Annotated in this window: 20 protein-coding genes; 11 read left to right on the forward strand and 9 right to left on the reverse strand. The window is 66.1% G+C overall.

From position 1 onward, the window contains the following. Positions 1-22: 22 nt before the first annotated feature. The 3 genes from SCA01S_RS08075 (at position 23) to SCA01S_RS08085 (ending at position 6233) form a co-directional block, all read left to right on the forward strand. A complete protein-coding gene (locus SCA01S_RS08075; RefSeq protein ID WP_062784608.1) occupies positions 23-2962 on the forward strand; it encodes a TonB-dependent receptor domain-containing protein in 2940 nt (979 codons plus the stop codon). A gap of 77 nt (positions 2963-3039) precedes the next feature. After that, positions 3040-4632 carry a carboxylesterase/lipase family protein gene (locus SCA01S_RS08080; RefSeq protein ID WP_062784610.1) on the forward strand — a complete coding sequence of 531 codons (1593 nt, stop codon included), beginning with the start codon at positions 3040-3042 and terminating at the stop codon, positions 4630-4632. Continuing rightward, the gene (locus SCA01S_RS08085; RefSeq protein ID WP_167542874.1) at positions 4629-6233 is read left to right on the forward strand and encodes a tannase/feruloyl esterase family alpha/beta hydrolase; all 1605 of its coding nucleotides are present in this window, start codon (positions 4629-4631) and stop codon (positions 6231-6233) included. The genes SCA01S_RS08080 and SCA01S_RS08085 overlap by 4 nt, the downstream gene beginning before the upstream one ends. On the opposite strand, the gene SCA01S_RS08090 is transcribed toward SCA01S_RS08085, so the two are convergent. From SCA01S_RS08090 to SCA01S_RS08105, 4 genes are all read right to left on the reverse strand, one after another. After that, positions 6215-6613 (reverse strand): YybH family protein, encoded by a 399-nt coding sequence (locus tag SCA01S_RS08090; protein ID WP_022676589.1) that lies wholly within the window; start codon positions 6611-6613, stop codon positions 6215-6217. The genes SCA01S_RS08085 and SCA01S_RS08090 overlap by 19 nt on opposite strands. Beyond that, the gene (locus SCA01S_RS08095; RefSeq protein WP_062784614.1) at positions 6610-7008 is read right to left on the reverse strand and encodes a nuclear transport factor 2 family protein; all 399 of its coding nucleotides are present in this window, start codon (positions 7006-7008) and stop codon (positions 6610-6612) included. Before SCA01S_RS08095 ends, SCA01S_RS08090 begins: the two co-directional genes overlap by 4 nt. Next, on the reverse strand, positions 7005-8390 hold the full coding sequence (locus SCA01S_RS08100) for a spinster family MFS transporter (protein WP_062784616.1): 1386 nt from the start codon (positions 8388-8390) through the stop codon (positions 7005-7007). The genes SCA01S_RS08095 and SCA01S_RS08100 overlap by 4 nt, the downstream gene beginning before the upstream one ends. A 173-nt stretch (positions 8391-8563) precedes the next feature. Then, the gene (locus tag SCA01S_RS08105) at positions 8564-9742 is read right to left on the reverse strand and encodes a GGDEF domain-containing protein (RefSeq protein WP_062784618.1); all 1179 of its coding nucleotides are present in this window, start codon (positions 9740-9742) and stop codon (positions 8564-8566) included. A gap of 200 nt (positions 9743-9942) precedes the next feature. Here SCA01S_RS08105 and ku point away from each other — a divergent pair, with 200 nt between their 5' ends. Together ku and ligD are read left to right on the forward strand one after the other, a co-directional pair. Then, positions 9943-10800, forward strand: coding sequence for a non-homologous end joining protein Ku (ku, locus tag SCA01S_RS08110; protein ID WP_062784620.1), 858 nt, complete (start codon positions 9943-9945; stop codon positions 10798-10800). A gap of 4 nt (positions 10801-10804) precedes the next feature. Then, entirely contained in the window at positions 10805-13318 is a 2514-nt protein-coding gene (gene ligD, locus SCA01S_RS08115; RefSeq protein ID WP_062784622.1) for a DNA ligase D, read from the forward strand. Between the two features lie 44 nt (positions 13319-13362). Here ligD and SCA01S_RS08120 read toward each other — a convergent pair whose 3' ends face one another. Continuing rightward, complete coding sequence (locus SCA01S_RS08120; protein ID WP_062784624.1) at positions 13363-14304, reverse strand: GlxA family transcriptional regulator; 942 nt, start codon at positions 14302-14304, stop codon at positions 13363-13365. Positions 14305-14429: 125 nt separating this feature from the next. Between SCA01S_RS08120 and SCA01S_RS08125 the strand changes: the two genes are divergently transcribed. The 3 genes from SCA01S_RS08125 to SCA01S_RS08135 are packed head-to-tail and all read left to right on the forward strand — an operon-like array spanning position 14430 to position 16601. Further along, a complete protein-coding gene (locus SCA01S_RS08125) occupies positions 14430-15230 on the forward strand; it encodes an SDR family NAD(P)-dependent oxidoreductase (protein ID WP_062784626.1) in 801 nt (266 codons plus the stop codon). A gap of 40 nt (positions 15231-15270) precedes the next feature. Then, positions 15271-16035, forward strand: a complete 765-nt coding sequence (locus SCA01S_RS08130; protein WP_054131210.1) for an SDR family oxidoreductase — start codon at positions 15271-15273, stop codon at positions 16033-16035. 38 nt (positions 16036-16073) lie between these two features. Then, entirely contained in the window at positions 16074-16601 is a 528-nt protein-coding gene (locus SCA01S_RS08135; RefSeq protein WP_022676598.1) for a carboxymuconolactone decarboxylase family protein, read from the forward strand. Between the two features lie 77 nt (positions 16602-16678). On the opposite strand, the gene SCA01S_RS08140 is transcribed toward SCA01S_RS08135, so the two are convergent. From SCA01S_RS08140 to SCA01S_RS08155, 4 genes are read right to left on the reverse strand one after another with little or no spacing between them, the layout of a single operon-like run. Further along, on the reverse strand, positions 16679-17938 hold the full coding sequence (locus SCA01S_RS08140) for a TolC family outer membrane protein (protein ID WP_062784628.1): 1260 nt from the start codon (positions 17936-17938) through the stop codon (positions 16679-16681). Further along, entirely contained in the window at positions 17931-20348 is a 2418-nt protein-coding gene (locus tag SCA01S_RS08145; RefSeq protein WP_062784630.1) for an FtsX-like permease family protein, read from the reverse strand. The genes SCA01S_RS08140 and SCA01S_RS08145 overlap by 8 nt, the downstream gene beginning before the upstream one ends. A 12-nt stretch (positions 20349-20360) precedes the next feature. Next, positions 20361-21041: an ABC transporter ATP-binding protein gene (locus SCA01S_RS08150; protein ID WP_062784632.1), complete on the reverse strand. Its 681-nt coding sequence runs from the start codon at positions 21039-21041 to the stop codon at positions 20361-20363. Positions 21042-21055: 14 nt separating this feature from the next. Continuing rightward, positions 21056-22291: an efflux RND transporter periplasmic adaptor subunit gene (locus SCA01S_RS08155; protein ID WP_062784634.1), complete on the reverse strand. Its 1236-nt coding sequence runs from the start codon at positions 22289-22291 to the stop codon at positions 21056-21058. Between the two features lie 157 nt (positions 22292-22448). Here SCA01S_RS08155 and SCA01S_RS08160 point away from each other — a divergent pair, with 157 nt between their 5' ends. From SCA01S_RS08160 to SCA01S_RS08170, 3 genes are all read left to right on the forward strand, one after another. Continuing rightward, on the forward strand, positions 22449-23720 hold the full coding sequence (locus tag SCA01S_RS08160; RefSeq protein ID WP_062784636.1) for a sigma-54-dependent transcriptional regulator: 1272 nt from the start codon (positions 22449-22451) through the stop codon (positions 23718-23720). Continuing rightward, positions 23710-24918 (forward strand): sensor histidine kinase, encoded by a 1209-nt coding sequence (locus SCA01S_RS08165; RefSeq protein ID WP_062784638.1) that lies wholly within the window; start codon positions 23710-23712, stop codon positions 24916-24918. The genes SCA01S_RS08160 and SCA01S_RS08165 overlap by 11 nt, the downstream gene beginning before the upstream one ends. An 85-nt stretch (positions 24919-25003) precedes the next feature. Continuing rightward, the gene (locus SCA01S_RS08170; protein ID WP_062784640.1) at positions 25004-25897 is read left to right on the forward strand and encodes a Gfo/Idh/MocA family protein; all 894 of its coding nucleotides are present in this window, start codon (positions 25004-25006) and stop codon (positions 25895-25897) included. The last annotated feature ends 13 nt before the right edge of the window (positions 25898-25910 follow it).

A 25910-nucleotide genomic window follows, 5' to 3' on the forward strand; every position in this document is an offset into this window, starting at 1 on the left:
GGGAACGAGAGAGGACGCCATCATGAAGGGTAAGACTGCCAACGCTTCCGCCCGCCACGCCAGGCTGCTCGCCAGTGCCGCGCTTGGCCTTGCCGCGCTGCCATCATGCGCCGCGGCGCAAGAGGCCCCGGCCGCAACGCCGGCCCCCTCCGCCGATCTGCCCGCTGATCAGCCCACTGGGGCCGAACGCGCCGAAGAGCAGGCCATCATCGTCACCGGTTCGCGCCTTGCCAATTCCTCGTTCAACGCGCCCACGCCGGTTACCACGCTGGGCACCGAGCGGCTGCAAAAGATGGGCTCGACCAACATTGGCGAAGCCCTGGCCACGCTGCCCTCGTTCCGCGCATCGTCCTCGCCATCGAATTCGACCGTGGGGTCCAATATCAGCCCGGTCAATGCGGGCGCCCGCATCGCCGATCTGCGCGGTCTTGGCCAAAGCCGCACGCTGGTGCTGGTCGACAGCCGGCGCTTTGCCCCCAGCACGTCCACCGGCACGGTCGATCTCAACCTGATCCCCACGCTGCTGATCGAACGCGCCGATATCGTCACCGGCGGCGCCTCTGCCGCCTATGGCTCCGACGCGGTTTCGGGGGTGATCAACATCATCCTCAACAAGCATCTCGAAGGGGTGCGCAGCAATTTCGAATATGGTGTGACCGATCGCGGCGATGGCAACAACTACGTGGCCCAGATCGCCGCTGGTACCAGCTTTGCCGACGGCCGCGGCCACGCCGTGTTCGGCGCGGAATACGACAAGGATCTGGGCGTGGGCGGATGCTACACCCGCACCAACTGCTCGAACGAGGTGGGCAATCTGACCCAGACCGCTGGTGTCAACGGGCGGCCGGCCAACAACATTGCCTATAACGTGCACACCGCCACACTCACGCCGGGCGGGTTGATCACCGGCGTGGTCAATGCTGCCGGCACGCGCTCGGCCGCGCGCGGTGGGCCGCTCGGCGGTTTGCAGTTCGATGCCAATGGCAACCCCGTGCCGTTCTCCTATGGCCAGAACGCCGGGGCCTTGTTCATGGAGGGTGGCACGGGTGCCGCCCTCAACAGCTTCTTCGGCGATCCCGCGCTGTCGATCCCGGTCACGCGCTACAACGCGTTCGGCCATTTCGAATACGAAGCCTCGCCCGCTTTCACGGGCTTCATCGACATGAGCTATGGCCATGTCGCCGGATATACCAGCGGGCCCGAAGTGCGCGATGGCGGTTTCCCTGGCAACGGCAGCCTGATCAGGATCGACAATCCGTTCCTGCCCAGCGCGATCAAGCAGACGATGCAGGCCAACGGGATTACCGGCCTCGTCATCGGCAAGCTCGGCACCGATTTCGGGCAGATGGACAGCGTGTCCAAGCGCGACACCTTCCGCATCGTCACCGGCGCCAACGGCAAGCTGGGCGGCACCTGGGCATGGGATGGCTATGTCCAGTATGGCGTGACCGATTATACCCAGTCCACGGTCAACGATCGCATCACGGCCAACTATGCCAAGGCGATCGATGCCGTGGCCGATCCCGTCACCGGCAAGCCGATCTGCCGCGTCGCGCTCACCGATCCCAACACGGCGTGCCGGCCGCTCGATATCCTGGGCCAAGGGCAGTTCTCGCCAGAGGCCAAGGCCTATGCCTTTGGCACGACCTACCAGCACACGCGGTTCAGCCAGTGGGCGGGCGCCGGAAACGTGCACGGCACGCTGTTCGAAGGCTGGGCCGGGCCGATGACGCTCGCCACCGGGGTGGAAGCGCGGCGCGATCAGTTGTCGATCACCGTGGACCCGATCTCGGCCGCCAACGGCTTTTACGTCTACAACGCCACGCCCACGCGCGGTCACGTCAACGTGATCGAGGGCTATGTCGAAGCGGGCTTGCCGCTGCTCAAGGACAGCCCGCTCGGCCGCAGCCTCGATCTGAACGGCGCAATCCGCCGCACCCATTACAACACCGCCAACCTGACAGTATCCAACAGCTTCAACGCCACCACGTGGAAGATCGGTGGCACCTATGCGCCAATCGATGGGGTGCTGCTGCGGGTGACGGAATCGCAGGATATCCGCGCGCCTAACACGGCAGAACTGTTCACCACCCCGGTCACGGGCGTGGGCGCACTGTCCGATACCAAGACCGGCTCGCAAGTGTTCGCCACGATCTACACTGGCGGCAATATCAACCTGCACCCGGAAAAGGCCCGCACGTTTACCACCGGGATCACGCTGCAACCCGGCGGAGCGCTGCGCGGGCTGCGGCTTTCGGCGGATTACTACAAGATCAGTATCCGCGACGCGATCGCCACGCTGGGCGCGCAGGTCATCGTCAATACCTGCAACACCACTGGCGCTGCCGATATCTGTGGCCTGGTGACACGCAATTCCAGCGGGATTCTCCAGTCGGTGTCGGTGCTCTATCTCAATCTCAACCGCCAGGATCTCAAAGGACTGGATTTCGAGGCCAGCTATCACACCAACCTGGGCGCGGATTCGTCGCTCGATCTGCGCGGCCTCGCCACGCACACCATCAAGCTGACCAACAGCGCGGTGCTGATGCCGGGCACGACCACGCCGGTCAACCGGGCTGGCGACAACGGCCTCAATGGGGTGCCATCCTGGGTGGTTGACGGGTTCGCCTCGCTGACGCTGCGCCGCCTGACGCTCAACCTGCAGGGGCATTTCATCTCGGGCGGCAAATACGATGCGTCGCTGATCGGGCCGGAAGACCCAGGCTATAGCGTCAATCTGGTCAACAGCATCAACATCAACCGCGTGCCATCACGGTTTTACACCAATATCGGCGCCAGTTTCGATCTGATCAAAAACGGGCCGCGCACGCTCGAGGTCTATGGCAACGTCACCAATCTGTTCGATGTGATGCCGCCGCCCTTGTGGAACGGCAACAACAACTCGGTCTATTACGACGTGATCGGCCGGCGCTATCGCGTGGGCGTACGCTACAACTTCTGACCGACCCTGCTGATCGTGGCAGATGGAGGCCGGCCAGCGAGCGGGCCTACACCAGCCCTGTTTACGGAGTGCATGCCATGGCGGACAACGCCGCGCTAACCACCCCTGTCAACCGGCGAACCGTGCTGGGCGCCACGCTCGCCACCGGCGGCGCACTGTGGCTGGCCCCGGGCAGCCGTGCTGCAGAGGGCGGCGTGGTGCGCACTACCAGCGGGCTGGCGCGCGGATCGATCGAGCAGGGCGTGCATATCTTTCGCGGCTTGCCCTATGGCGCCGACACGGGTGGCGCGGGGCGGTTCCTGCCGCCCGTGCCGCCACCACGCTGGTCCGGGGTGCGCGACGCGCTGGCGTTCGGCGATCGCTGCCCGCAGCTTGCCCCACCCGGCGCCCCTGCCGAAACAGGCGCGCGGCAAAGCGAAAACTGCCTGGTCCTCAATGTCTGGACGCCGGGCGTGAACGATGGACAGCGCTGCCCGGTGATGGTGTGGATCCATGGCGGCGGCTTTGCGCTGGGTGCCAGCGATGCACCGGTCAACGATGGGTTGCGGCTGTGTCAGCGCCGCGATGTGGTGGTGGTCTCGGTCAATCACCGCCTCAACGCGTTTGGCTACCTCCATTTCGGGGATCTCGCCAAGTCCGGCACGGCGGTATCGAATGTCGGCCAGCTCGATCTTGTCGCCGCACTGCGCTGGGTGCGCGCCAATATCGCCGCGTTCGGTGGCGATCCTGGCCGGGTCACGATCTTCGGGCAATCAGGCGGGGGATCAAAGGTGGCGGCGCTGCTGGCGATGCCAGCGGCACGCGGCCTGTTTCAGCGCGCGATCCTGCAAAGCGGTTTTGGCACCTATACCATCGCGCCCGATGACGCGGAACGCCAGACCCGTGCGATCATGGCCGCGCTCGGCCTGGCGCCAACCGCGCTCGATGCCTTGCGCCAGGTGCCGGCGAAACGCCTGCTCGATGCCGTCGCCCAGGTAACGGGCGGTGACCCCACCCGCGGGCCGGGCGTGGTGGCCGATGGCACCGTCGTGCCCCACACCCCCTTTGGCCCCGGCGCACCGCCGGTGGCGCCCGACGTTCCCCTGCTCGTCGGCCATACTGCCACGGAAACCACCGGGTTGTTTCCCCCGCCCGGCGCTTTCACGCTCGATTGGCCGGGCTTGCCGGCCATGCTTCCCGCCAGCGTCCACGACGCGGCAGGCCTGATCGCCGGCTTTCGCGCGCTTCATCCCGGCGCCAGCGCAAGTGACGCCTATTTCGCCATCACGACCGAGCTTGGCATGGGCCGCAATGCCCGCATCGCCGCCGATCGCCATGCCGCGCTCGGTCGGGCACCGGTCTTTGCCTATCTGCTCGATTGGCCGGTCAAGCCGCAGGGTGGCCGCATGCGCAGCCCGCACGGCCTCGATCTGCCGCTGGTGTTCGATACCCTGGCGCGCGCGCCCGGCGCGATCGGCCCCGATTTTGCCGCTGCGCAGCCGCTTGCCGACACCATGAGCGCGGCATGGACGCACTTTGCCCGCCATGGCGATCCCAACGGTGCCGGTGTTCCGCATTGGCCCGCCTATCGGCTGCCCCAGCGGGAAACCATGGTGTTTGCGGCAGTATCGGGCGCGCGCGCCGATCCGCTGGGCGCCGAACAGGCGCTGATCGCACGGTACGCCGCATGATGCGCGGCCTGGCACTCGCATTCGGTCTCTGGCTGGGCATGCTCTGCGCCGCCACGGCCAACGCTGCCCCCGCTGTCCCGTTGCTCGCTCTGCCGGAACGAGCCACGCAGGCACCGGTGCTTCCCTGCGCCGCGCTGGTCACGCCCATAACCGCGCGAGCCGGCGCGATCGCCTATCGCGTGATCAGTGCCAGCGAACAAGATGCCACCTGCCTCGTCACCGGCTATGCCGCGCCACAAACCCAGTTCGTCTTGCGCCTGCCGCTGGCGGGCTATCGCGGCCGCTATCTTCAGGGCGGATGCGGCGGCATGTGTGGCGTGATCGGCAACACCATCGTGCCGTCATGCAGCAACGCCCATCTCGCCGACGGTGGGTTTGCCGTGGCCTTTGACAACGGCGGCCATTTCGGGGCCGGTATCGGTGATGCCACCTGGGCCAGTGACCCGGAATTGCGGATGCAGTTTGCCCACAAGGCAACCCACGCCACGGCGATGGCCGCCAAAGCAATCGTCACACGGTTTTATGGCAGCGCGCCCACGGCGAGCTATTTCGTCGGCTGCTCGGGCGGCGGGCGCGAAGCCTTGATGGAGGCGCAACGCTACCCCGACGATTTCGACGGCATTGTTGCGGGTTCCTCGGTCTCCATGCCCGCAGCGATGCAACTGTTCCTGTGGGAAGCGCAGCACGGGCTCGACGCAGCCGGGCATGAGGTCTTCACCCCCGCCGCAGTCGCCCTGCTCCACCGGGCGGTGATCACCAACTGTGACGCGCTGGACGGCATTCGCGATGGCCAGATCGATGATCCGCGCCGCTGCCATTTCGATCCGGTCACGCTGCATTGCCCTGACAAGGACGGCAGCGATTGCCTCAACACGGCCCAAGTCGATGCCGCGCGGGCCTATTACCAGGGGCCAACTGCGCCCGATGGTACGGCGTTGTTTCCAGGTGGCGCGCCTTATGGCAGCGAACTGGGCTGGGTCGGTCCGGGCGCTGCCACGCAGACCGGCAAGTTTGCCGCCGAAGCGTTTCTTTCGCGGCTGCTGCTGCCAGATGCACTGCCGGAAAACTTCACCTGGCGCGATTGGCGCTTCACCCGTGCCAGCCTCGCCCGGCTGCTTACCGCCGGGGCGCCGTTCGATGCCACCGATCCTGATCTCACCCACTTTCGCGCCCATGGCGGCAAGCTGATCCTGTGGCAGGGCCTGGCCGACAATGCCGCCGGCGCGCGCGGCATGCTTGATTACTATCAGGCCGTGCGCGACACCATGGGCGGCCTTGCCGCCACGCGCGCGTTCGCCCGGCTGTTCCTGGTGCCCGGCGGCTATCACTGCCAGGGCGGCTATGTGCCCTATGAGCAGGATTTCCTGGGGGCGATGGTGCAATGGGTCGAACAAGGGAATGTGCCCGATGCAGTGCCGGCGGTGGCGCGCCTCGCCGATGGTGCGCTGCGCGAACGGCCGCTTTATGCCTATCCCACAGTCACGCGCTATCTGGGAGGTGACGTCAACCGTGCGGGCTCATTCGCGCCGGCCGCGCCCAGCACCGAACCGGCCGATGGCTTTCCCTGGCCGGGCAGCAAGGCTCACGCCACGGGGCGATAAGCCCGCTTGAGCACCGCCGCGCGAATGCGGGTGTAATGCGGCCCGGCAAAATCATAGAATACCAGGCTGTTGAGATAGCGCCGATCACCGCGCCGCATCGGCCCGGCAGCAAATTCCGGCAGGTCGGTCAGCGCCAGGAATTCGGATTCCAGCTCTGCCGCCAGCACCTGGCCATCGTGAAAGCATTGCCGCACGGTGATGGTGCGCTGGGTCTGCTGCTTGATCGGGCGATAGAACGCCACGATCGCCTCGCGGCCCACCAACTGGGTGCCGTTGCCGATCACCAGCCGCACATCGGGCGCATAGAAATCGCACAAGGCATCATAATCGCTGCGGTTGAACGCATCGATATAGGCGGCAAGGCGGGCCTCGGGCGTCATGCTGCGCCCCTGCCAAAGCGCGCCGATCGCACGCGGACAAAGTGTCCGTCTTCAATATCATAGATCACGAAGTTAACGCTCTCCCGGCGATCGCCCGCGCGCATGGCGCCGGTCGGCATCTCGAGCCAGTCGCGACGCGCTACCAGGCTCGTGCCCAGTTCGGCGGCAATGCGGCTGCCGTCCGGCGCGCCGACAAACGTCAACAGGTCCAGCGTTTCATCGAGGTGCGCCTTCACGGTGCGATAGAAATCAAGCACCGCCGCACGCCCCACCACTTGGGCAGCCTGGCCGGCAAAGACCACGTCCGGCGCATAATAGGCGCCAAAGCCGTCAAAATCGTTGCGGTTGAACGCGGCGATATAGCCCTCGAACCAGGCACGCAGATCCGCGCTCATGCCGCCGGTTCCGCCACGAAATAGTCTTGGCGCAAGGTGCGCGCGGCCAGCAGGAACATCGCGGCCGCGACAAAGAACACGCACACCGACGCCATCAGAGCTGACCGTAACCCGCTGGCCGAGGCAATCGCGCAGGCCTGGTGCGCCGCATCAAGCGCCCCCATACCGGGCCGCGCCGCCGGGCACCGCGCCAGATAATCCGCCGCGCCATAGGCCCGCGTGGCGAACCAGTCGCTCATCCAGCCCACGAACGTGGGGCCACCGCCATATCCAACCAGGGTATAGAACATGCCGAACACCGCCGCCCCGGTGGCGCGCATGCGCGGCTCCAGCAGGTTCTGGATCATGCCCGTGGTCGGACCGTAATACAGCAGCAGGAAGCAGCCCGAGATGATCAACAGCACCGTGCCGGTAACCGGCGAGGCGGCATTGAGCGCAATCCAATAGGAGAACGGCGCGATGAGCAGGCCGATCGCCGCGCCCCAGGCCGGCCAGCGTCCATCACCCCGCCGCGCCAGCCAGTCGGTGCCGAACGACCCGATCAGCAGCCCGCTGCCCAGCGCCAGTGCCGAAATCGTGCCATAGAGCGTGCCGGCCGTGCGCGCCGGCAGATCATAGGCACGGCTGAGGAACACGGCCAGGAACTGCGAGATCGAACTCATCCCAAAACCCGCCAGCGCGCCGCCGGCGATCACGTAGACCAGCGCCGGCTTGCGCCCCACCACCTTGAGGAACGCGCGAAAATCGGGCGCCGGGCGCGGCGTTGCGCCAAGGCCATCGGCCAGCCCGCGGCGCGGTTCGCGCAGCAGCAGCACGACGAGCAGGCCTATCAGCAGCCCCGGCAGGCCCATCACCACGAATGCGGTGCGCCAGCCCCACAGCCCCGCCACCGCGCCGCCCGCCGAAGCGCCGATAAACGTACCGATCGGAGACCCGAGGAGGATCAGCCCCATGACCGAGGCGCGCCGCTGCCGGGGAAAGAGATCGCCAACCAGCGACGAGGTCGCCGGCTGCGATCCCGCCTCGCCCATGCCCACGCCAATGCGGCACAGCATCATCTGGACAAAGCTGCCGGCCGCGGCACAGGCCATCGTCATGCCCGACCAGAACACGATGGCGGCGGTGATGATGCCCAGGCGCGATCGGCGTTCCGCAAGCCGGCCGATCGGCACGCCGAGCAGCGCATAGAGCACTGCGAACGACAAGCCCTGGAGTATGCCAAGCTGAAAATCGCTGAGCGCAAGGTCGCTCTTGATCGCCTGCGCGGTGACAGCAAAGACCGAACGGTCGGCGAAGTTGAACGTCGCCACCAGGAAACTCATGGCGATGAAAGTGCGGCCATATCCTGGCGACAACAGCCGCTCGTCTTCATCGTTGCGCATCGCTCTCCTCCGCCCGGCATCGCGCCGCGCTTGTCTCGTGCTGCGCCGCTGCCATGGCAGTCTTGCGCCTTCACCGCCGTTGTGGAGGAAGGTTGGTGATTAATCAATACATATCTGGCGCTGGCCTGACATGCAGCCCAGAACCACGCTGCAAGCCCGATTGAACCGAGGGATCAGGCCACTGCCATAGCCGGTTGCACCAGCGCGACCAGTGCGGGTTCCAGGCGATTGCGGCCCAGAGTCTTGGCGGCATAAAGCGCACGGTCGGCCAGGCCGAGCAAGGTTGCCACATCGCGGCCGGTGTTGCCCAGTTCGGCCAGCCCCACGCTCACCGTCGCGCTGACGGCAACGCCGCTGCGGCACAGCACCGCGCTGTCGGCAAAGCTGTCGATCACCGCTTGGCCAACGCGACGCGCGCCCTGGCCGTCGTACCCGGGCAGCATGATGGCAAATTCCTCCCCGCCGATGCGCGCCAGCAGGGCATGCGGGCCCACCACGTCGCGCAGGATCAGGGCAAAGGATTTCAGAACCTTGTCGCCCGTCGCGTGGCCAAAGCGATCGTTGATCGATTTGAAATGATCGATATCGAAGGCCAGCAGCGCCAGGTCGCCGGGCGCGGCCGCGATGAGCTCCGCGCCTTCGCTGAAAAACCAGCGGCGGTTGCCCAGTTCGGTGAGATGATCGGTCGTGGCCAGGCGCACCAGACCGGCATCGGCCTCTTCACGCACCAGTGCCAGCATCACCATCGGCAGCACGACTGAATACAGTACACCGGTATAGAGCGTCACCGTGCTCGACAGTTCGATGGCACCCTGGCCAAAGCGCGCCACTACACCCGGCAGTACGAGTGCCCGCGCGGCATAAACCACACCGTGGAACCCGGTCACAGCGATCAACACATTGCGCGAGCGCAGCGTGCGCAACGGTGGGCTGCGCCATGCCTCCCAGGTAGTGGCAAGACACACGATCGCGATCGGCACCGCCGCGGCATAGAGCCAGGTCCACACCGCCCACTGCGCCCCGCCCCAGGCCCATAGCGCGGCCATACCGCCCAGCAGCAGCGCCGACTTGCCCCGGTGCCGCCGCCCATCGAGCGCCGCCACCGCATCAAGCACGACCATATAGCCGCACAGCATGACGAGGTTGCTCAACACCGCGCCAGTAATTCCGGGAATGTGCGAGCGCGTCGTCGCGATCACGCAGCCGGTAGCCAGCACGGCATAGCCGGCCGCGCAGGTTCCCAGGAACCGCCGGCGCGCAGGCTGCGCGTTGCGTTCCCACAGGGTCATCCCGGCGCTGGCGACCAGCGTGACGACGATGAACAGATAGATCGTGAAAAGCGTGTTCGTCATCGTCGGATGTCGGCGTCCTGGTCGGCTCTGCCAGATACTGCACGGGATATGAAAAATTTATCGTTAACCTTGGAGCGGCCCAGAAAATTTAGTGGCGCGCCTTTTTGAGTGGCTCGCCGGCATGCCGGCATCAATCTTGACATAGGTTCATCGGGGGAACTCCTGCCACGCCCGGCGCTTTTGCTAGGCGGAGGTACACCATGCCCGCACGCGCCTATTGGCAAGGACAGATCCGGCTCGCGCTCGTCTCCATTCCGGTGGAGGTTTATCCTGCCACGCGCTCTGGCGCGGCGATCAGCTTTCACCAGATCCATGAGCCTTCGGGCAAGCGCATCCGCTATGAAAAGGTGGCGCCCGGGGTGGGGCCGGTAGACCGCGATGAAATCATTCGCGGCTATGAGGTATCCAAGGACGAATATGTCCTGCTCGACGACGAGGAGATCGCGGCGGCGCAGGTGGAAAGCCGCAAGACGCTAGAACTGGTACAGTTCGTCGAGCCATCCGAGATCGACGTGCTCTATTACGAAAAACCCTATTTCGTGGTGCCAGCCGACGACCTTGCCGAAGAAGCCTATGGCGTGCTGCGCGATGCCCTGCGGCAAACTAGGCGCGTAGGGCTTGGCCAGCTGTCGGTGCGCGGACGCGAGCAACTGGTGTCGCTCAAACCTTGCGGGCGCGGGCTGGTGCTGGAGGTGCTCCGCTATGCCGACGAGGTTCACCGTGCGCAGGGCTATTTCAAGGACATCCCCGAGACGGAACCGTCAGAGGATCTGATCGACCTTGCCACAACGCTGATCGAAAAGAAGACCGCACCGTTCAAGCCTACCGAATTCCACGATCGCTATGTCGATGCGCTGCACCGGCTGATCGAGAAGAAGCGCAAGGCGGGCACGGGCAAGCGCATTCTCGAAGATGCCGAAGACGATTCCGGTGGCAAGGGCGGCAATGTGATCGACCTGATGGCCGCCCTGAAGAAATCGGTGGGGGAGGACAAGCCCGCGCGAAAACCCGCGAAAAACCCGGCCCGCAAGCCTGCCGCCCGCCGCAAGAAGGCATAGTCTCGTGGCCCGCGCCGATCCCCTTGCGCCCTATAATGCCAAGCGCGATTTCACCCGCACGGCCGAGCCAAAGGGCGTGGAAGAGCCCAGCGAGCACGGCCACCTCTTCGTCGTGCAAAAGCATGATGCCACCCGCCTCCATTGGGATTTCCGGCTGGAAGTCGATGGCGTGCTGAAAAGCTGGGCGGTGACGCGTGGCCCCAGCCTCAACCCCGATGACAAGCGCCTGGCCGTGCGCACCGAAGACCATCCCATGTCCTATGCGCGGTTCGAAGGCAGCATACCGAAGGGCGAGTATGGCGGCGGCACGGTGATGTTGTGGGACCAGGGGCGCTGGGAACCAGTCGAAGGCAAGAGCGCCAAGGACCTGGAAAAGGGCCACCTGCATTTCCGCTTGTTTGGTGAGCGCATGAACGGCGAGTGGCTGCTCGTGCGGATGAAGCCGCGCGGCAAGGAAAAGCGGGAGAACTGGCTGCTGCGCAAAGTGGCGGATGATCATGCCGGCAGCAGCGAACACCTGGTGGAGCGCGGGCTGACCAGTGTTCTGACTGGCCGCTCCATGGCCCAGATCGCTGCCGACAAGCAGGGCAGCCAGGCCTTGGCCGGCAAGCAAGGCAAGCGCTTTGCCGAGGCGATGGAGCATGCGGCCCGCCACAATGCCACGGCGGCGGCAAAGCCCAAACGCCGCGCGAAACGCCAAACTGCCGCCCGCCTGCCCGCGTTCGAGCCGGTGCAGCTTGCCACGCTGGTCGATGCCGTGCCCACCGGCAACGACTGGATGCACGAAATCAAGTTCGACGGATACCGCCTGGTCGCCGCGGTCAAGGGTGCCGAGGTAAAGCTGCTGACCCGCACCGGGCTGGACTGGACCGAACGGTTTCAGCCGCTGGCCGACGCCCTGGCCGCGCTCGACCTTCCGCCCGCGCTGATCGATGGCGAAGCCGTGGCACTCGACGCGCAGGGCAATCCCAGCTTCTCAACGCTGCAGGCCGCTCTCAAGTCGGGCCATAGCGCAAAGCTGGCCTATTTCGCCTTCGATCTGCTGCGTCTGGCGGGCGATGATCTCAAGCCGCTGCCCAATATCGAGCGCAAGGAACGCCTCGAAGCGCTGATGGCACAGGCGCAGCCACCGCTCCATGTTGCCCAGCATGTCATCGGCGCCGGCGAAAAACTGTTCGGTGCGATGTGCCAGGCCGGGCAGGAAGGCATCATCGCCAAGCGGGTGGATGCGCCTTATCGCGGAGACCGCACCCGCCAGTGGGTCAAGGTAAAATGCACGCTGCGACAGGAGTTTGTCGTGCTGGGCTGGACGAAAAGCCCGGCGCGGGCGCGGCCGTTCGGCGCCCTGCTGCTGGGCCAGATGGAAAACGGCGCGCTGGCCTACAAGGGCAAGGTTGGCACGGGCTTCGATACCAAGACGCTGCAGGCACTGGCCGAAGTTATGGCGCCGCTGGCGCAGGGCAAGGCCGGGGCGCTGGTCCCTCCGGCCGAGGCACGTGGCGCGCAGTGGATCAAGCCCAAGCTGGTGGCCGAAATCGCGTTTGCCCAGTTCACCGCCGACGGCCGCGTGCGCCATGCCAGCTTTGTCGGGCTGCGGCAGGATAAAAAGGCCAAGAATGTGACGCCCGAACGCCCTGCCCCCCTTTCCGCGCCAACTGCCCCTGTAAAAATCTCGCATCCCGATCGGGTCCTGTTCCCCGAAAGCGGGCAGACCAAAGGCGATCTGGCGCACTATTACGAGGCCATCGCGCCGCTGATGCTGCCTTTTGCCGCCAACCGCCCGCTCAGCCTGGTGCGCTGTCCGCAAGGGCGGGCCAAGGCGTGCTTTTTCCAGAAGCATGACAGCGGCTCGTTCGGCGACGATGTCCACCATGTGCCCATCACCGAAAAGGACGGTGGAACAGAGGATTACCTCTACGTCACCGATAGCGCCGGACTTCTTTCCTGCGTGCAGATGGGCTCGATCGAATTTCACGGCTGGGGTGCCCGCACGCAGGCGGTGGAACAGCCCGACCGGATGATCTTCGATCTCGATCCCGACGAGGGCCTCGACTTCGCGCAAGTGCGCCGCGCTGCCCACGATATCGCGGGTCATCTGTCCGACATCGGCCTGGTCAGCTTTGCCATGCTGTCGGGCGGCAAGGGCGTGCACGTGGTGGTACCGCTTACGCCCGGCCACGATTGGGAGACGCACAAGGACTTTGCCCGCCGCTTTGCCGAGGCCTTGGCGCTGGCCGCGCCGGAACGTTTCACCGCCACTATGAGCAAGGCCAAGCGCAAGGGCCGGATCTTCATCGACTGGCTGCGCAACCAGCGCGGCAGCACGGCAGTATTGCCTTACTCTGCTCGCGCCCGCGAAGGGGCACCGGTTGCTGTGCCGATTACCTGGGACGAGCTGGATGGCATGGACAATGCCCATCCCTTCTCGATCGCCGATGCCGAGAGGCTGATCGACCGCGCCGCGCAGCCCGCCTTGCGCGGCTGGGGCTTTGCGGGGCAAGCGCTACCCGAACTCTGAGCGCCGCAGGTGTCGGCCGGGCTGTAGGGTTCGGGCGCGAACGGTTAAGCGGCCTTGGCCAGCCGGCGCAGTGTCTGCGGGGGCTGGCCATATTGCCGTATGAACGCCTCCCGCATGCGCCGAATGTCGACGAACCCACATTCGCGCGCGACCTGGTCCATCGGGTGGCGGGTTTCCTCGATCATCAACCGGGCTGCTTCCAGCCTGATCTGCTCGACCGCCTTGGCCGGTGTCTGCCCGGTTTCGGCGCGGAAGGCGCGGGCAAACTGGCGGGGCGACAGGGCGGCAATATCGGCCAGTTCCTCTACGGTCAGCGGATTGGCCAGGTGCGCCCGCGCAAAGATCACGGCCTTCTGGATACGGTCGCTGCTCGGCGCCAGTTCCAGCAATTCGGAATGCTGCGACTGGCCGCCGGCACGGCGGTGGTGCATCACCAGGCGGCGGGCGATCGCGCCAGCCACGTCCCGTCCCAGGTCCTTTTCGATCAGGGCAATAGCCAGGTCGAGGCCGGCGGTAAGCCCGGCCGAGGTCCACACCGACCCTTCATTGATGAAGATGCGGTCGTCCTCGACCCGCACGTTGGGAAAGTCTTCGCGCATCTGGCGGGCATAGGCCCAGTGGGTGGTGGCGCGGCGACCGTCGAGCAGGCCGATCTGCCCGAGCAGGAATGCCCCCGTGCACAGGCCAGCCACGCGGCGCGCCTCGCGCGCCATGGTGCGCAGGGTTTCCAGCGTTGCCTCGTCCTGGCGCGGCGGTGGCACGAGCCCCGCCAGCAGCAACAGGGTATCAACCGGCCCGACCTGCGCCAACGGCACCGTAGGAACGGCAAATCCGCTGGACGACAAGACCTCCCCGCCCGCGACCGAGGCGATCGACAAGGTATAGTACGGTTCCTCCTGCACGACATTGGCCAATTCAAAGGCGGCCTGCACCCCCAGCGCAAGGAACTGGAAGCCTGGGGTCAACACCATGGAAACGTGCGGCATGTGGCCTCCACAAGCTATGTCTGAAAAACGTAGTTTCTACGTCATATCAGACATAGGCCGTCTGGTCCATAAGGTCCTTGTCACGAGCGATGACGCTCGCACCGACAAGCACAAGGACCACGACCATGACCGCCACCACCAAGGGAACCGCTCTCATCACCGGCGCATCGACCGGTATCGGCGCGATCTATGCCGACCGTCTCGCTGCGCGGGGATATGACCTCATCCTCGTCGCCCGCAACCGCGACAAGCTGCAGCAACTGGCCGCGCAGATCTCGGACAAGACCGGCCGCTCGGTCGAAGTGCTCGCCGCCGACCTGGGCGACAGCGCCGACCTCGCCCGCGTCGAAAAGGTTCTGCGTGAAGATGCCAGCGTCACGGCGCTGGTCAACAACGCCGGGATCGGCACGCACACCGCGCTGCTGGAAAGCGACGTCGACAAGATGACCGCCATGGTCCAGCTCAACGTTACTGCGCTGATGCGGCTGACTTATGCGGCGGTGCCAGGGTTCGTGGCACGCGGCGGCGGCACCGTGATCAACATCGCCTCGATCGTCGCGGTGGCCCCGGAACTGCTCAATGGGGTCTATGGCGGCACCAAGGCGTTCGTGCAGGCTTTCACCACGTCGCTGAACCATGAACTGGCTGACAAGGGCATCCGCGCCCAGTCCGTGCTGCCCGGCGCCACCCGCACCGATTTCTGGGCCCTCGGCGGGTTGCCGGTAGAGCATCTGCCCACCGAGATCGTGATGGACGCGCAAGACATGGTCGACGCCGCGCTCGCCGGGCTCGACCAGGGCGAAACCAGCACCATCCCTGCGCTGCGCGACGTGGCGCTGTGGCACGCCTTCGAGGCCGCCCGCGCCGCCCTCGGCCCCCAGCTCTCTGCCACCCATTCCGCGCCGCGCTTCCACGCCGCGGCCTGATCGCTCTTCCCCCTCCCCTCCCGGAAACGGAACTACCCTCATGAAACTCACCGGCAACACCATCTTCATCACTGGCGGCACCAGCGGCATTGGCCGTGGCCTGGCCGAAGCGCTCCACAAGCTGGGCAACAAGGTCATCATCTCGGGGCGGCGCACCGCGTTGCTGGAAGAGGTGACGGCAGCCAATCCCGGCATGGCGTCGGTACAGCTCGACGTCACCAAGCTCGATAGCATCCAGCGCGCAGCGCGGGACGTGATCGCGCGCTACCCCGATCTCAATGTCGTGTTCAACAACGCGGGCTTCATGCCGTTCGACGACGTCTCCGGCCCGGTTGACGACGAGCTCGCGCAGGAATTGATCACCACCAACCTGCTGGGACCGATCCGCGTGACTTCGGCCCTGATCGAACACCTCAAGACCAAGCCCGAAGCGACCGTGCTCTACACCAGCAGCGTGCTGGCCTATGTGCCGATCGCCAGCAACGCGATCTATTCCGCAACCAAGGCGGCCCTGCATTCCTACGCGCTGTCGCAGCGGTTCCAGCTGCGCGACACATCGGTGCGCGTGCAGGAAATCGCCCCGCCGTGGGTCGATACCGACCTCATCTACAAGAGCGGCGATCCCCGCGCGATGCCGCTGCCCGATTTCATCGAGCAGACCCTGGTGGCGCTGGCAACCGACGCGCCCGAGGTGATCGTCGAAGGCATCCGCGCCATGCGCGACAACCCCGGAGCCGGCGAGCATGCCCTGTTCGACGCCTTCAACCAGAGCCTTGTCGAAAACCCCATTCCCACCGGCGCATGAGCGCCAGCGGACAAACTCACAGGCAAAAGGATATCGTCATGTCTCGCATCACCATTCCCGAAATTGCCGCCGCCCCGGAAGGTTCGCAGGCCGCGCTGGGCGCCATCAACGCCAAGCTGGGTCGAGTGCCCAACTTCTTCCGCGTGCTCTCGAACAGCCCGGCGGCGATCACCGCCCACGCGGCGCTCAACCAGGGCCTGGGCAAGGCGCTCGATCTCAAGACCCGTGAACGCATCGCCCTTGCCGTGGCGGCTGTGAACGGCTGCGAATATTGCGATGCCGCCCACACCTTCACCGGCCACAATTTCGCCAAGCTGAGCAGGGACGAAATCGACCTGGCGCGGCAGGGAACCTCGGCCGATCCGCATGCTGCAGCGGCCGTGCACTTTGCCCGCAAGGTGGCCGAGGCACGGGGCAAGGTTTCGGCAGAAGACATCGCGGCCCTCCGCTCCGCCGGGTTCGGCGACGGCCAGATCGTGGAGATCGTTGCCGTGGTGGCCGAAAACTTCTTTACCAACCTGATCAACAACGTGGCGGCCACCACGGTCGACTTCCCCGCAATCTAACGCCACCGCCCCCTCAACGGGTCAAAATCGCGGCGCTGTGCAGTCACCGTCTGCACAGCGCCGCGATGCGTTTGGCCCTATCCGTTTGGGATCGCATCCAGATCGAGGTGCCCCGTGGCCCGCAGCAGGGCCGCCTGGGCGATGATCGTGTCGCTGCGGTTGCGTGCCAGCGCGAGCTGGGCGGAACGCAGGCTTTCGTCCGCCACCAGAATGTCGAGCGTCGAGCGCAGGTCAAAGCCGTATTCGGCCCTGACCCCGCCCAGCGCAAGATTGGCCGCGTCCACACCCGCCTGGTTGGCCGCCATCTGCGCCCGTGCACCAGCCAGGGCGGCCCAGGCGGCATCGGTGGAGCGGGTCGCCTCGCGGCCGGCGGCGGCGGCATCGAACACCGTGGCGCGTTGCGTGGCCTGCGCCTGGCGCACTTGCGAGGCAACAAGACCGCCGGTGAGGATCGGAATATGCAAGCTTAGCCCGAGATTGGCGGCACGCAGGGAACTGCCCGCCCCAACGCCACCAAGGCGCACGTCATAGCCATAGCCACCACCCACAGACACTGTAGGCGCGCTGCCGGCGCGGGCTTCCTGTATGCGCGCACCGGCCGCATCGGCGGCGCGCAAGCTCTGTTGATACAGCGGGTTGGCCGTCAGGGCATCGGCGCGCGCCTGTTCCAGCGTGGCTGGCATCGGGCCCAGCGCGGGCGGCGGCGCCAAGGGTCCGGGATCCTGCCCTACCACCGCGCGATAGTTTGCCGTGGCGCTATCGAGCGTTGCCTGCGCGGCGGCCAGGGTCGCCCCCGCGCTGGCACGCTGCGCCTCAAGCTGGGCGACATCGGTGCGGGTGGCCTTGCCCAGGCGATAGCGCGCCTGCGCTTCGGCCACCTGGTGATCGAGCAGGGCGATATCCGCCTTGCCGATATCCACGGCCTGCTGGTCATACAGCAGTTCGGCATAGACGCCGATCACCTGCGTGAGCAGCGCCGCCTCGGCGTCGCGCAGTCCTTCCTGCCCGGCCGCCACATCCCCTTCGGCCGCGCGCAGCCGCGAGGAAACCCGGCCGCCGGTCCAGATCGGCAGGCTGGCGGAAACGGTGCCGCCTGCGCCGCGATCATAATCGAAGCGGTCATAGCCGACCGCCCCATCGGCGGCGGCCGTGATCCGCCCCGCCGCGCGTGCCTGTTCGGGCGTTTCGGCCAGCCCATCCTGCCGCGCGCGGGCCGCCGCCAATGTTGGGTTGCCGAGATAGGCCGCCTCCACCGCGTCGCGCAGGGTTTCCGCCTGGACGGGCGCCGATGCCAGCGCGGTGGAAAGCGCTACGGCAACCATAAGCCGCTTACTCATGGTGCAACGCCCAGGCCGGGGTCGCCCGCGCGGCGCGCAGAGACTGGGCGATAACCGTAAGCACGGCAATGGCCAGCGCCAGGAGCGTTGCGGCAACGAAGTACAGCGGCGAGAGCGCAATGCGATCGCTGAAACCGGCCAGCCATTGCCGCATTGCCACCCATGCCAGGGGCCAGGCTATCACGTTGGCGATCAGCACCGGACGCAGGAACTGGCCGACCAGCAGTTTGACCACGTCGCGCGAGGAGGCGCCCAGCGCCTTGCGGATGCCGATCTCTTTCACACGCCGCGAGGTATTGAACGAAGCAAGCCCCCACAGGCCAATGCAGCCGATCAGGACAGCGAGCACCGAGCCGATGGTGAAGAGATTGGCCGCATGGTCATCATCCTCGAACAGCTTGGCGAGTTCTTGATTGGCAGGCGCAGCGTCAAACGGCACTTCCGGAGCAATCTTGCGCCATGTGTCGCGCACCGCGTCCATCGCGGCATCCATCCGGCCGGCATAGCGGGCGGTGAGCACCGGGGCACCCACGTCATGGCTCCAATAGGTGTAATACGTGGCTTCCATCGGCACGTGCGGTGAAAAGAACCGCATGTCGTCCACCACGCCGATGATTGTGCGCGGGTGCCCTTTGCCCAGCGTCTTGCCGACCGCCTCCTGTGCAGAGCGGAAGCCGAGCACGCCAACAGCCGTCCGATTGATCACGATTGCGCGGTTGTCCTTGCTCTTGGTGCCATAGGAATCGTCGGCCCCGTGCTGATTGTCGAACACGCGGCCGGCGATCACCCGCGCGCCGTAAGTGGCAAAGAAGCCGCGCCCGACGACAATTTCGCGCAGCGAAGGTCCATAACCAGGCCGCCCCGGAATCTCGATGTTGTTGTCATTGTTGTTGCCAAAGCCACCGGCGGCGCTGTCGGCAATCCCGACCGCGCGGATGATCGGCAAGCTGGCAATCGCTTCGCGCATGGTGCCTTGCTGCCCCTCGCTCAACCCCGCCATGCTCTTGACCACGATCAGCCCATCGCGGGCAAAGCCAAGATCGGCCTGACGCAGATGGCGGGTCTGCGCCACCAGCACCAGGGTGCCGGTGATGAATGCGGTGGCCAGCGCGAACTGGAACACGACAAGCATTTCACGCAGCCTGGCGCCGGTGCGGCCGCCACCGGGCGAACGCGCCGATGCCAGCACAGCAGCGGCGGGAAAGCGGGAAAGCAGCACGGCGGGATAGAGCCCCGCGCCAATTCCGACGACGATGGACAGCACCAGCAGCGCCGGCACGACGGTGGCATAGGGGATCGACAATGCCAGGCCCGCTGCGGCATTGACCAGCGGCAGGCCCAGTTCGGCCAGCGCCAGCGCGACCAGCGCAGCGAGCGCCGTAGTGAGAATGGCCTCCCCGGTAAACTGCCGCACCAGCATGCTGCGGCTGGCGCCAAGCACCTTGCGCATGGCCACTTCGCGGGCGCGCAGGCCGGCGCGCGCCGTGGCCAGGTTCACGTAGTTGACAATCGCGATCAGCATGGTGAGCGCGCCGACTACGCCCAGCGTAATGATCGTCTGGCGCATGCTGGCCATATCGCGCCCTGCCGGGGTCAGGTGCAGATCGGTGAGCGGCAGCAGCGTAAGCTGCATCATCTTGTCTGCGTCGGCGCCCAGGTCGGTCGCGCCATGGCGGACTACGAACGCCGGCATCCGGGCGGCAAAGGCCTTGGCCGCAGCTGGGTTGGGAAAGCGTAGGTAGGTGTTCACCGAGGTGCTGCTCCAGTGATACCACCAGTCTTCATTACCCTTGGGTGCCCCATTGGGGATGCGCGTGAGCATCGTGAACTTGAGGTCGGTATTGCGGGGCAACGGGGCAAATATGCCGGCGACGCGATAGGGTGCGGTTCCGGCGCCGATGTTGAGTGTCAGGGTCTGGCCGATGGCATCAGTGCTGCCAAAGTATTTGCGCGCCATATTGGCGTCGATCAGCACGTTGGACGGGTCGGCGAGCGCGCGTGCACCGTCGCCTTGTACCATCGGCAGGTCCATCACCTCGAAGAACTGGGCATCGACCCAGGCAAGATCCTCGGCTGTGCCGATTCCGCCGCGCAGCACCGTAGCGCCCACGCCGTTGATGCGCGTGCCTGTAAGCCCAGGAAAATCGGCCTTCATCTCCTCCAGCAGGCCGCCCATCGTATTGGGATAGGCACCGTTGACCGGGCTATCGGGCATATTCACCACCGTTTGCACGATGTAGACTTGGTCGTGGTGCGGCAGCCATGTCTCATAGCTGGTTTCGAACCGGACATAGAGGCCCAGCACCAGAAACACGGCGATGCCGACGGCCAGACCGCCGATATTGAGCGCGGCATAGAGCCGGTGACGCGTGAGCGAACGATAGAGGGTAAGGAAGGCAAAGCGGTTCATCGGCTTGCCTCCTCAGATCGCGCGGGCGAGCGAGGCGACGATGCGCCCGTCGAGCATGTCGATCCGCCGCCGCGCGATGTCGGCATGGCTGGGCGAATGCGTGACCATGATGATCGTCGCGCCATCGGCATTGAGGCTGGTGAGAATATCCATCACCTGCTGCCCGTTTTCGCTGTCGAGATTGCCGGTCGGCTCGTCGGCCAGGATCAGCTTGGGTTTGCCGACGATGGCGCGGGCAATGGCGGCGCGCTGCTGCTGCCCGCCGGACAGCTGATGCGGATAGTGCCGCGCACGATGGGATATGCCCACCCGGTCCATCGCGGCCGCGACGCGGCCCTTGCGATCGCCACCGGCGTCCTTGCGATAGATCAGGCCCAGTTCAACGTTCTCGGCGATGGTCAGCTCATCGATCAGATTGAAGCTCTGGAACACAAAGCCCAACGTCATCGCCCGAAAGCGGGCCAGCTCTGCTTCATTAAGCGCGACCAGATCGCGATCGCCGAACAGATAGCGCCCGGCCGTGGGGCGATCGACCGTGCCCAGCGTATTGAGCAACGTGGATTTTCCGCAACCAGACGGCCCCATGATGGCGACGAATTCACCCGCTGCCACGTCCAGGTCGATGTCGGCGAGCGCGGTCGTTTCCACCTCGTCGGAAACATAGCGGCGCTGGATATTCTCTAGGCGGATCATGCTGGGCCCTTTGGTCAGCGAAGGTTGATGATGTCGCCCGTGATGGACGATGTGTTAGACGTCACGATGCGGTCTCCCGCGTCCAGCCCGGCCAGGATTTCCACCTGCGCGGGGTTGCGCCGGCCGACTTTGATCGCGCGACGCCGGGCGTGGCGGCCATCTGCATCGACCACGAAGGCCGACGTGCCGCCGCCGCTGTCGAGCCAGCCGCCCACCGGGGCCACCAGCGCCTTGCTGGTTGCCCCCAGGGTGGCGCGGATATCCATGGTCTGGCCGCGGTTGAGGCCCTGTGGCACGGGGCCGACAAAGCCCAGTTCGATGTGGAAACGGCCATTGGCGACGGCGGGCAGGACTTTGCTGACGACCAGACCGATGCCGGCGTCGCCCTTGGCCTGCTGACCCACGGCAACGCGGCCGAGATAGTATTCGTCCACGTCGGCCACCAGTTTCCAGGCGCCTTCGCTATCCACCTGCGCCACGTGGTCGCCCGCCTTGAGCGTCTGCCCGGGCTGGATCACCAAGTTGCCCAAGCGGCCAGTGACCGGCGCACGCACCACCAGCGCATCCAGTCCGGCGCGCACCGCGGCAAGGTTGCCACTCAAGCGCTCACGCGTGTCGGCGAGGCGTGAGGCCTGGAGCCCGGCGGTCTGGTCTTCACGGTCCTGACCCGCACGCAACTGGCCCAGGCGCTTGCGCTGGTAATCGGCCTCTTCCTGGTAGCTTTTCACACCCTCGTCAGACACGAAGCCCTGATCGTGCAACTGCTGCCGGATCGCCAGGTCGCGCCGCGCCTTGAGCAGGTCATAATTGGCCGATGCGGTCTGCGCGGCCCGGTCGAGGCGGCTGCGCTCCAGCGACAGTTCGTCGCCGGTCAGGGTGCCCAGCTGGCTGGCGATTTCCGCCTCGCGGGTCAGCACGTCGAGCTTGAGCGTAGGATTGACCAGCGTGGCCAGCGGTTGGCCGGCCGTGACCCAGGCGCCGTCCTGCACCAGCAGTTTCTCCACCTGGCCGCCCGACAGCGTATCGACGAGTGTGGTGACCTTGGGGGCGACCGAGGCGCGGATCGGCAAATAGTCCTCGAACGGCGCGCGGACGACGGTGCCGGTCTCGATCGTGGCTGCTGCGATATCGGTCGATCCGGCCGCAGGCAGCAGTTGCCAGGTCAGTCCTGCCGCCAGCACGATCGCCACGCCGCCTGCCACCCAGCGCCAGCGACGGCTGGCGCGAGGCCGCGTGACGCGGCGGTCCATCCCGGCACCAGGGGAAGGTGGCGATTCGAAAGATGCTCCATTACTCATGCGGACAGTATCGCAAAGCTTGGCGAACATTCCTAAAGCACTGATAATACAACGAACATCAGACCCTGCTGGACAAGCCTCGTTGCGATATCGCACACACTGTCCGGAAATGGACAGTCCAACGCCCCCGTCAAGCCCGCCCCGCGTCCTGCTGATCGACGATGATCGCGACGTGCATCAGGCCGTCGCCGTCCTCTTCGGCCGCGCCGGGATCGAGCTGGTCAGCGCGATGCAGCCCGAAGAGGCTTACTCGGCGTTGGAGCTGGCGCCAGCCGACGCGATCCTGCTCGATCTCAATTTCACACGTGGCCGCACCCACGGCGAGGAAGGCTTCGCCGCGCTGGCCCGGCTCTTGGGCGATGATGCGGATGCGGCCGTGGTCGTGATCACCGGGCACAGCGGCATCCGCATCGCCGTGGCCGCGATGCAGGCCGGTGCGATCGATTTCGTCATGAAGCCATGGCGCAACGAGGAACTGCTCGAGCGCGTGCGCGCGGCGCTGGCCCATCGCCAAAGGCGGCGGGAAATCGCGGCGCTGCGCCAGCACGATGGCACTCCGGCCGATCCACCGCGCCTGCTCGGCGCCAGCGCAGCAATCGAGCGTGTGCGCGACCTCGTCCGGCGGGTCGGGCCGACAACCGCCAATGTGCTGATCCTGGGCCCGGCCGGCTCAGGACGCACCCTGGCGAGCAGGGCGATCCATCACGCTTCCCCGCGCGCGGCGGGCGAACTGGTGATGCTGGACGCGCGCGCCGCGGCCGATCCGCGCGACGATGTCGCAGCGGCCGATATCGAGCGCGCGTCCGGCGGCACGCTGTTGCTGCGCCACGTCGATCGGTTGGCCGAGGTCGCGCAGGGGCGCCTGCTCGCCCGCCTGCCGGCCGATATTCGCATTGTCGCCACGGCAGACACGGCCGAGCCGCTGATCCCGGCGTTGCGGGCACGGGTGGGCACGGTGGAAATCGCCATGCCGCCTCTGACCCAGCGCGGCGCTGATGCCCTGTTGCTCGCGCGCCATTTCGCCCGCGCGGCCGAACGCCGGCACGGCAAACCGGTGCTGGGCTTCATGCCCGAGGCGGAGACGGCTCTTGCCGTCACCTCCTGGAGCGACGACGTGCGCGGCCTGGCCCAGGCGGTGGAGCGGGCCGTGGTGCTCGGCGATGGCGGGCTGATCAGCGAGGCTGACCTGGGTCTCGGCCCTTCTCCGGCCGAAGCGCCGTCGCCAGCAGCGGTCGCGTCCACGCTCAACCTGGAAGAGAGCGAGCGCGTGCTGGTTGCGGCGGCGCTCAAGCGGCACGGCTTCAATGTCAGCCACGCGGCCGAAGAATTGGGGCTGAGCCGGGCTGCGCTCTATCGCCGGATGGCCAAGCATGGCCTCTAGCAGCGTAAGGACGGCGCTGCCAGGACAGCTGCTGCTGTTCGGCTGCGGCGCGGCTACGGTCGCCGCCTGGACCGGCGGGTTCTATGCCTGCTTCGTGCTGGTGCTGTTGCTCGGCTTCTGGTTGGCCAGCCTCGCGCTTGCCCGCGCGATGCCGCTGCACCTGCCCGCCGAACGACAGGTGGCGGCGCCCGATGGCGAAACCGATCGCGCGGTGCTGCGTGCCGTGTTGGACCAGGCGCCCACCCCCCTGTTGAGCGTGGAGCGCAGCGGCCGCGTTCGCGCCCTCAATCGGGCAGCGCGCATGCTGTTCGACATCGAGGACGTGCTGATCGATGTGCCCGAGGCCTTGCGGGAAAGTGCGCCGCGCCTGCGCTACGCCGGCCGGGCCTATCGCATCGATCGGATCGAAGCCCATGGCGCTGGCGCCGCACGCACCATCCTCGCCCTGATCGACATCGAGAGGGAAGAACGCCTGGCCGAAGCGCGAACCACGCGCGAACTGCTCGACGTGTTGAGCCACGAGGTGATGAACGCGCTGACCCCGATCGCCTCGCTCGCTGACAGCGCGCTGGCGACGCTCGATGACACGCCGCCACCGGTCGCGCATTTGCGCGACATGCTCGGCACGCTGTCTCGCCGTGCCGATGGCCTGCTCCATTTCACCCAGGCCTATCGCCAGCTGGCCCGGCTTCCCGAGCCGGTCCTGGCGCCGACGACGCTGGCGGTGCTGTTCGACGATCTGCGCCGCATGTTCGCCGCGCGTTGGGGCGGCCGCGTCACTTTCGTGGCGGATGGGCCGCCAGACGGCATGGTCATCATTGACCGCGACCAGATCAGCCAGGCCTTGTGGGCCTTGCTCCAGAATGGCGCCGAGGCCGCGGTGGCCGCAACCAACGCCCCGCAGGTTCGCCTTTCCGCCAAGCTGGACGACCGCCTGTCGATATGGGTTGCCGACAACGGCCCCGGCGTGCCCGATGAGGGCCGCGCGCGCATCTTCCGCCCGTTCTACACTACCAAGAAGGAAGGCAGCGGCATCGGCCTGAGCCTGGCACGACAGATCGCCCGTGCCCATGGCGGCGATCTGTCTCTGCTACCCGGCAAGGACACCGCGTTCGAACTGGCGCTGCCCCGCCATGGTCGGAACGCGGATGGCATGCATGCCGCCAAGCCGGCAGCCGATCCCATCCCCGGCAAATGACGTGGGAAAGCCGGTTGCGGTGCCCCGGCACCCGATATATCCCAGCCAGGTGAACGTCTTGGCCCGGTGAAGACAGGAAAAGTGCATGCGTGTTCTTGTGATCGGGTTGGGCGACATCGCCCGCAAGGCGTATCTTCCGGTCATGGCCACGCGGCCCGATCTCGAAATCCATCTGGCGACGCGGGATCGATCTGTGCTCGATGAAGTAGGTCGCACGTTTCGCATCCAGCATCGGCACAACAGCGTCATCGATGCGCTGTCTGCCACCACGTTCGACGCGGCCTTTGTCCACGCGGCCACGTCTGCACACGCCGAACTGGTGAAATTGCTCCTCGAACGTGAAATCGCCACGTTCGTGGACAAGCCGCTCGCCGACAATCTTGCCGAGGTTGAAGCGCTCACCACGCTGGCACAGACCCGCGCCACGCCGCTGCAGTTGGGCTTCAACCGGCGGTTCGCGCCAGACTACGCCACCCTGCGCGGCACGAACGCCAGCCTTATCGTCATGGAAAAGCACCGCAATGCGCAGCCGGACCAACCGCGCCGCGTGATCTTCGACGATTTCATTCATGTCGTGGATACGCTGTTGTCGATGGTGCCTGGGCCAGTACTTCGCCACACGATCGAAACCAACGTCATCGATGGCTTGCTGCACGCGGTTACCCTGACGCTGGCTGGCGACGGGTTCAACGCCATCGGCATGATGCATCGTGACAGCGGCCTGGATGAAGAACGCCTCGACGTCATCGGCGGCGGCGCCCGCCACACTGTCCTCAACCTGGCTGACCGTGTCGACACGCGTGGAAGACAGAGCCTGCAACGCCGCGGCGACTGGGTTCCGGTTGGCCGGCAACGCGGTTTTGAAGCGATGTGCGACGATTTCCTGCTCGCCGCCCGCGAGCGTCGACCGGTCGATACGGCCGCGATCCTGGCGACGCACCGCCTGTGCGAGACGATCGTGCGCCACGCGGAACAATAGTGCGGAAATGCCG

This window comes from Novosphingobium capsulatum NBRC 12533 (assembly GCF_001598375.1).
GTDB classification, from domain to species: domain Bacteria; phylum Pseudomonadota; class Alphaproteobacteria; order Sphingomonadales; family Sphingomonadaceae; genus Novosphingobium; species Novosphingobium capsulatum.

Bases quoted from the DNA above. Each gene is read 5' to 3' on its own strand.
- SCA01S_RS08075 (WP_062784608.1), top strand. From the start codon at position 23: ATGAAGGGTAAGACTGCCAACGCTTCCGCCCGCCACGCCAGGCTGCTC.
- SCA01S_RS08080 (WP_062784610.1), top strand. From the start codon at position 3,040: ATGGCGGACAACGCCGCGCTAACCACCCCTGTCAACCGGCGAACCGTG.
- SCA01S_RS08085 (WP_167542874.1), top strand. From the start codon at position 4,629: ATGATGCGCGGCCTGGCACTCGCATTCGGTCTCTGGCTGGGCATGCTC.
- SCA01S_RS08090 (WP_022676589.1), bottom strand. From the start codon at position 6,613: ATGACGCCCGAGGCCCGCCTTGCCGCCTATATCGATGCGTTCAACCGC.
- SCA01S_RS08095 (WP_062784614.1), bottom strand. From the start codon at position 7,008: ATGAGCGCGGATCTGCGTGCCTGGTTCGAGGGCTATATCGCCGCGTTC.
- SCA01S_RS08100 (WP_062784616.1), bottom strand. From the start codon at position 8,390: ATGCGCAACGATGAAGACGAGCGGCTGTTGTCGCCAGGATATGGCCGC.
- SCA01S_RS08105 (WP_062784618.1), bottom strand. From the start codon at position 9,742: ATGACGAACACGCTTTTCACGATCTATCTGTTCATCGTCGTCACGCTG.
- ku (WP_062784620.1), top strand. From the start codon at position 9,943: ATGCCCGCACGCGCCTATTGGCAAGGACAGATCCGGCTCGCGCTCGTC.
- SCA01S_RS08120 (WP_062784624.1), bottom strand. From the start codon at position 14,304: ATGCCGCACGTTTCCATGGTGTTGACCCCAGGCTTCCAGTTCCTTGCG.
- SCA01S_RS08125 (WP_062784626.1), top strand. From the start codon at position 14,430: ATGACCGCCACCACCAAGGGAACCGCTCTCATCACCGGCGCATCGACC.
- SCA01S_RS08130 (WP_054131210.1), top strand. From the start codon at position 15,271: ATGAAACTCACCGGCAACACCATCTTCATCACTGGCGGCACCAGCGGC.
- SCA01S_RS08135 (WP_022676598.1), top strand. From the start codon at position 16,074: ATGTCTCGCATCACCATTCCCGAAATTGCCGCCGCCCCGGAAGGTTCG.
- SCA01S_RS08140 (WP_062784628.1), bottom strand. From the start codon at position 17,938: ATGAGTAAGCGGCTTATGGTTGCCGTAGCGCTTTCCACCGCGCTGGCA.
- SCA01S_RS08145 (WP_062784630.1), bottom strand. From the start codon at position 20,348: ATGAACCGCTTTGCCTTCCTTACCCTCTATCGTTCGCTCACGCGTCAC.
- SCA01S_RS08150 (WP_062784632.1), bottom strand. From the start codon at position 21,041: ATGATCCGCCTAGAGAATATCCAGCGCCGCTATGTTTCCGACGAGGTG.
- SCA01S_RS08155 (WP_062784634.1), bottom strand. From the start codon at position 22,291: ATGGACCGCCGCGTCACGCGGCCTCGCGCCAGCCGTCGCTGGCGCTGG.
- SCA01S_RS08160 (WP_062784636.1), top strand. From the start codon at position 22,449: ATGGACAGTCCAACGCCCCCGTCAAGCCCGCCCCGCGTCCTGCTGATC.
- SCA01S_RS08165 (WP_062784638.1), top strand. From the start codon at position 23,710: ATGGCCTCTAGCAGCGTAAGGACGGCGCTGCCAGGACAGCTGCTGCTG.
- SCA01S_RS08170 (WP_062784640.1), top strand. From the start codon at position 25,004: ATGCGTGTTCTTGTGATCGGGTTGGGCGACATCGCCCGCAAGGCGTAT.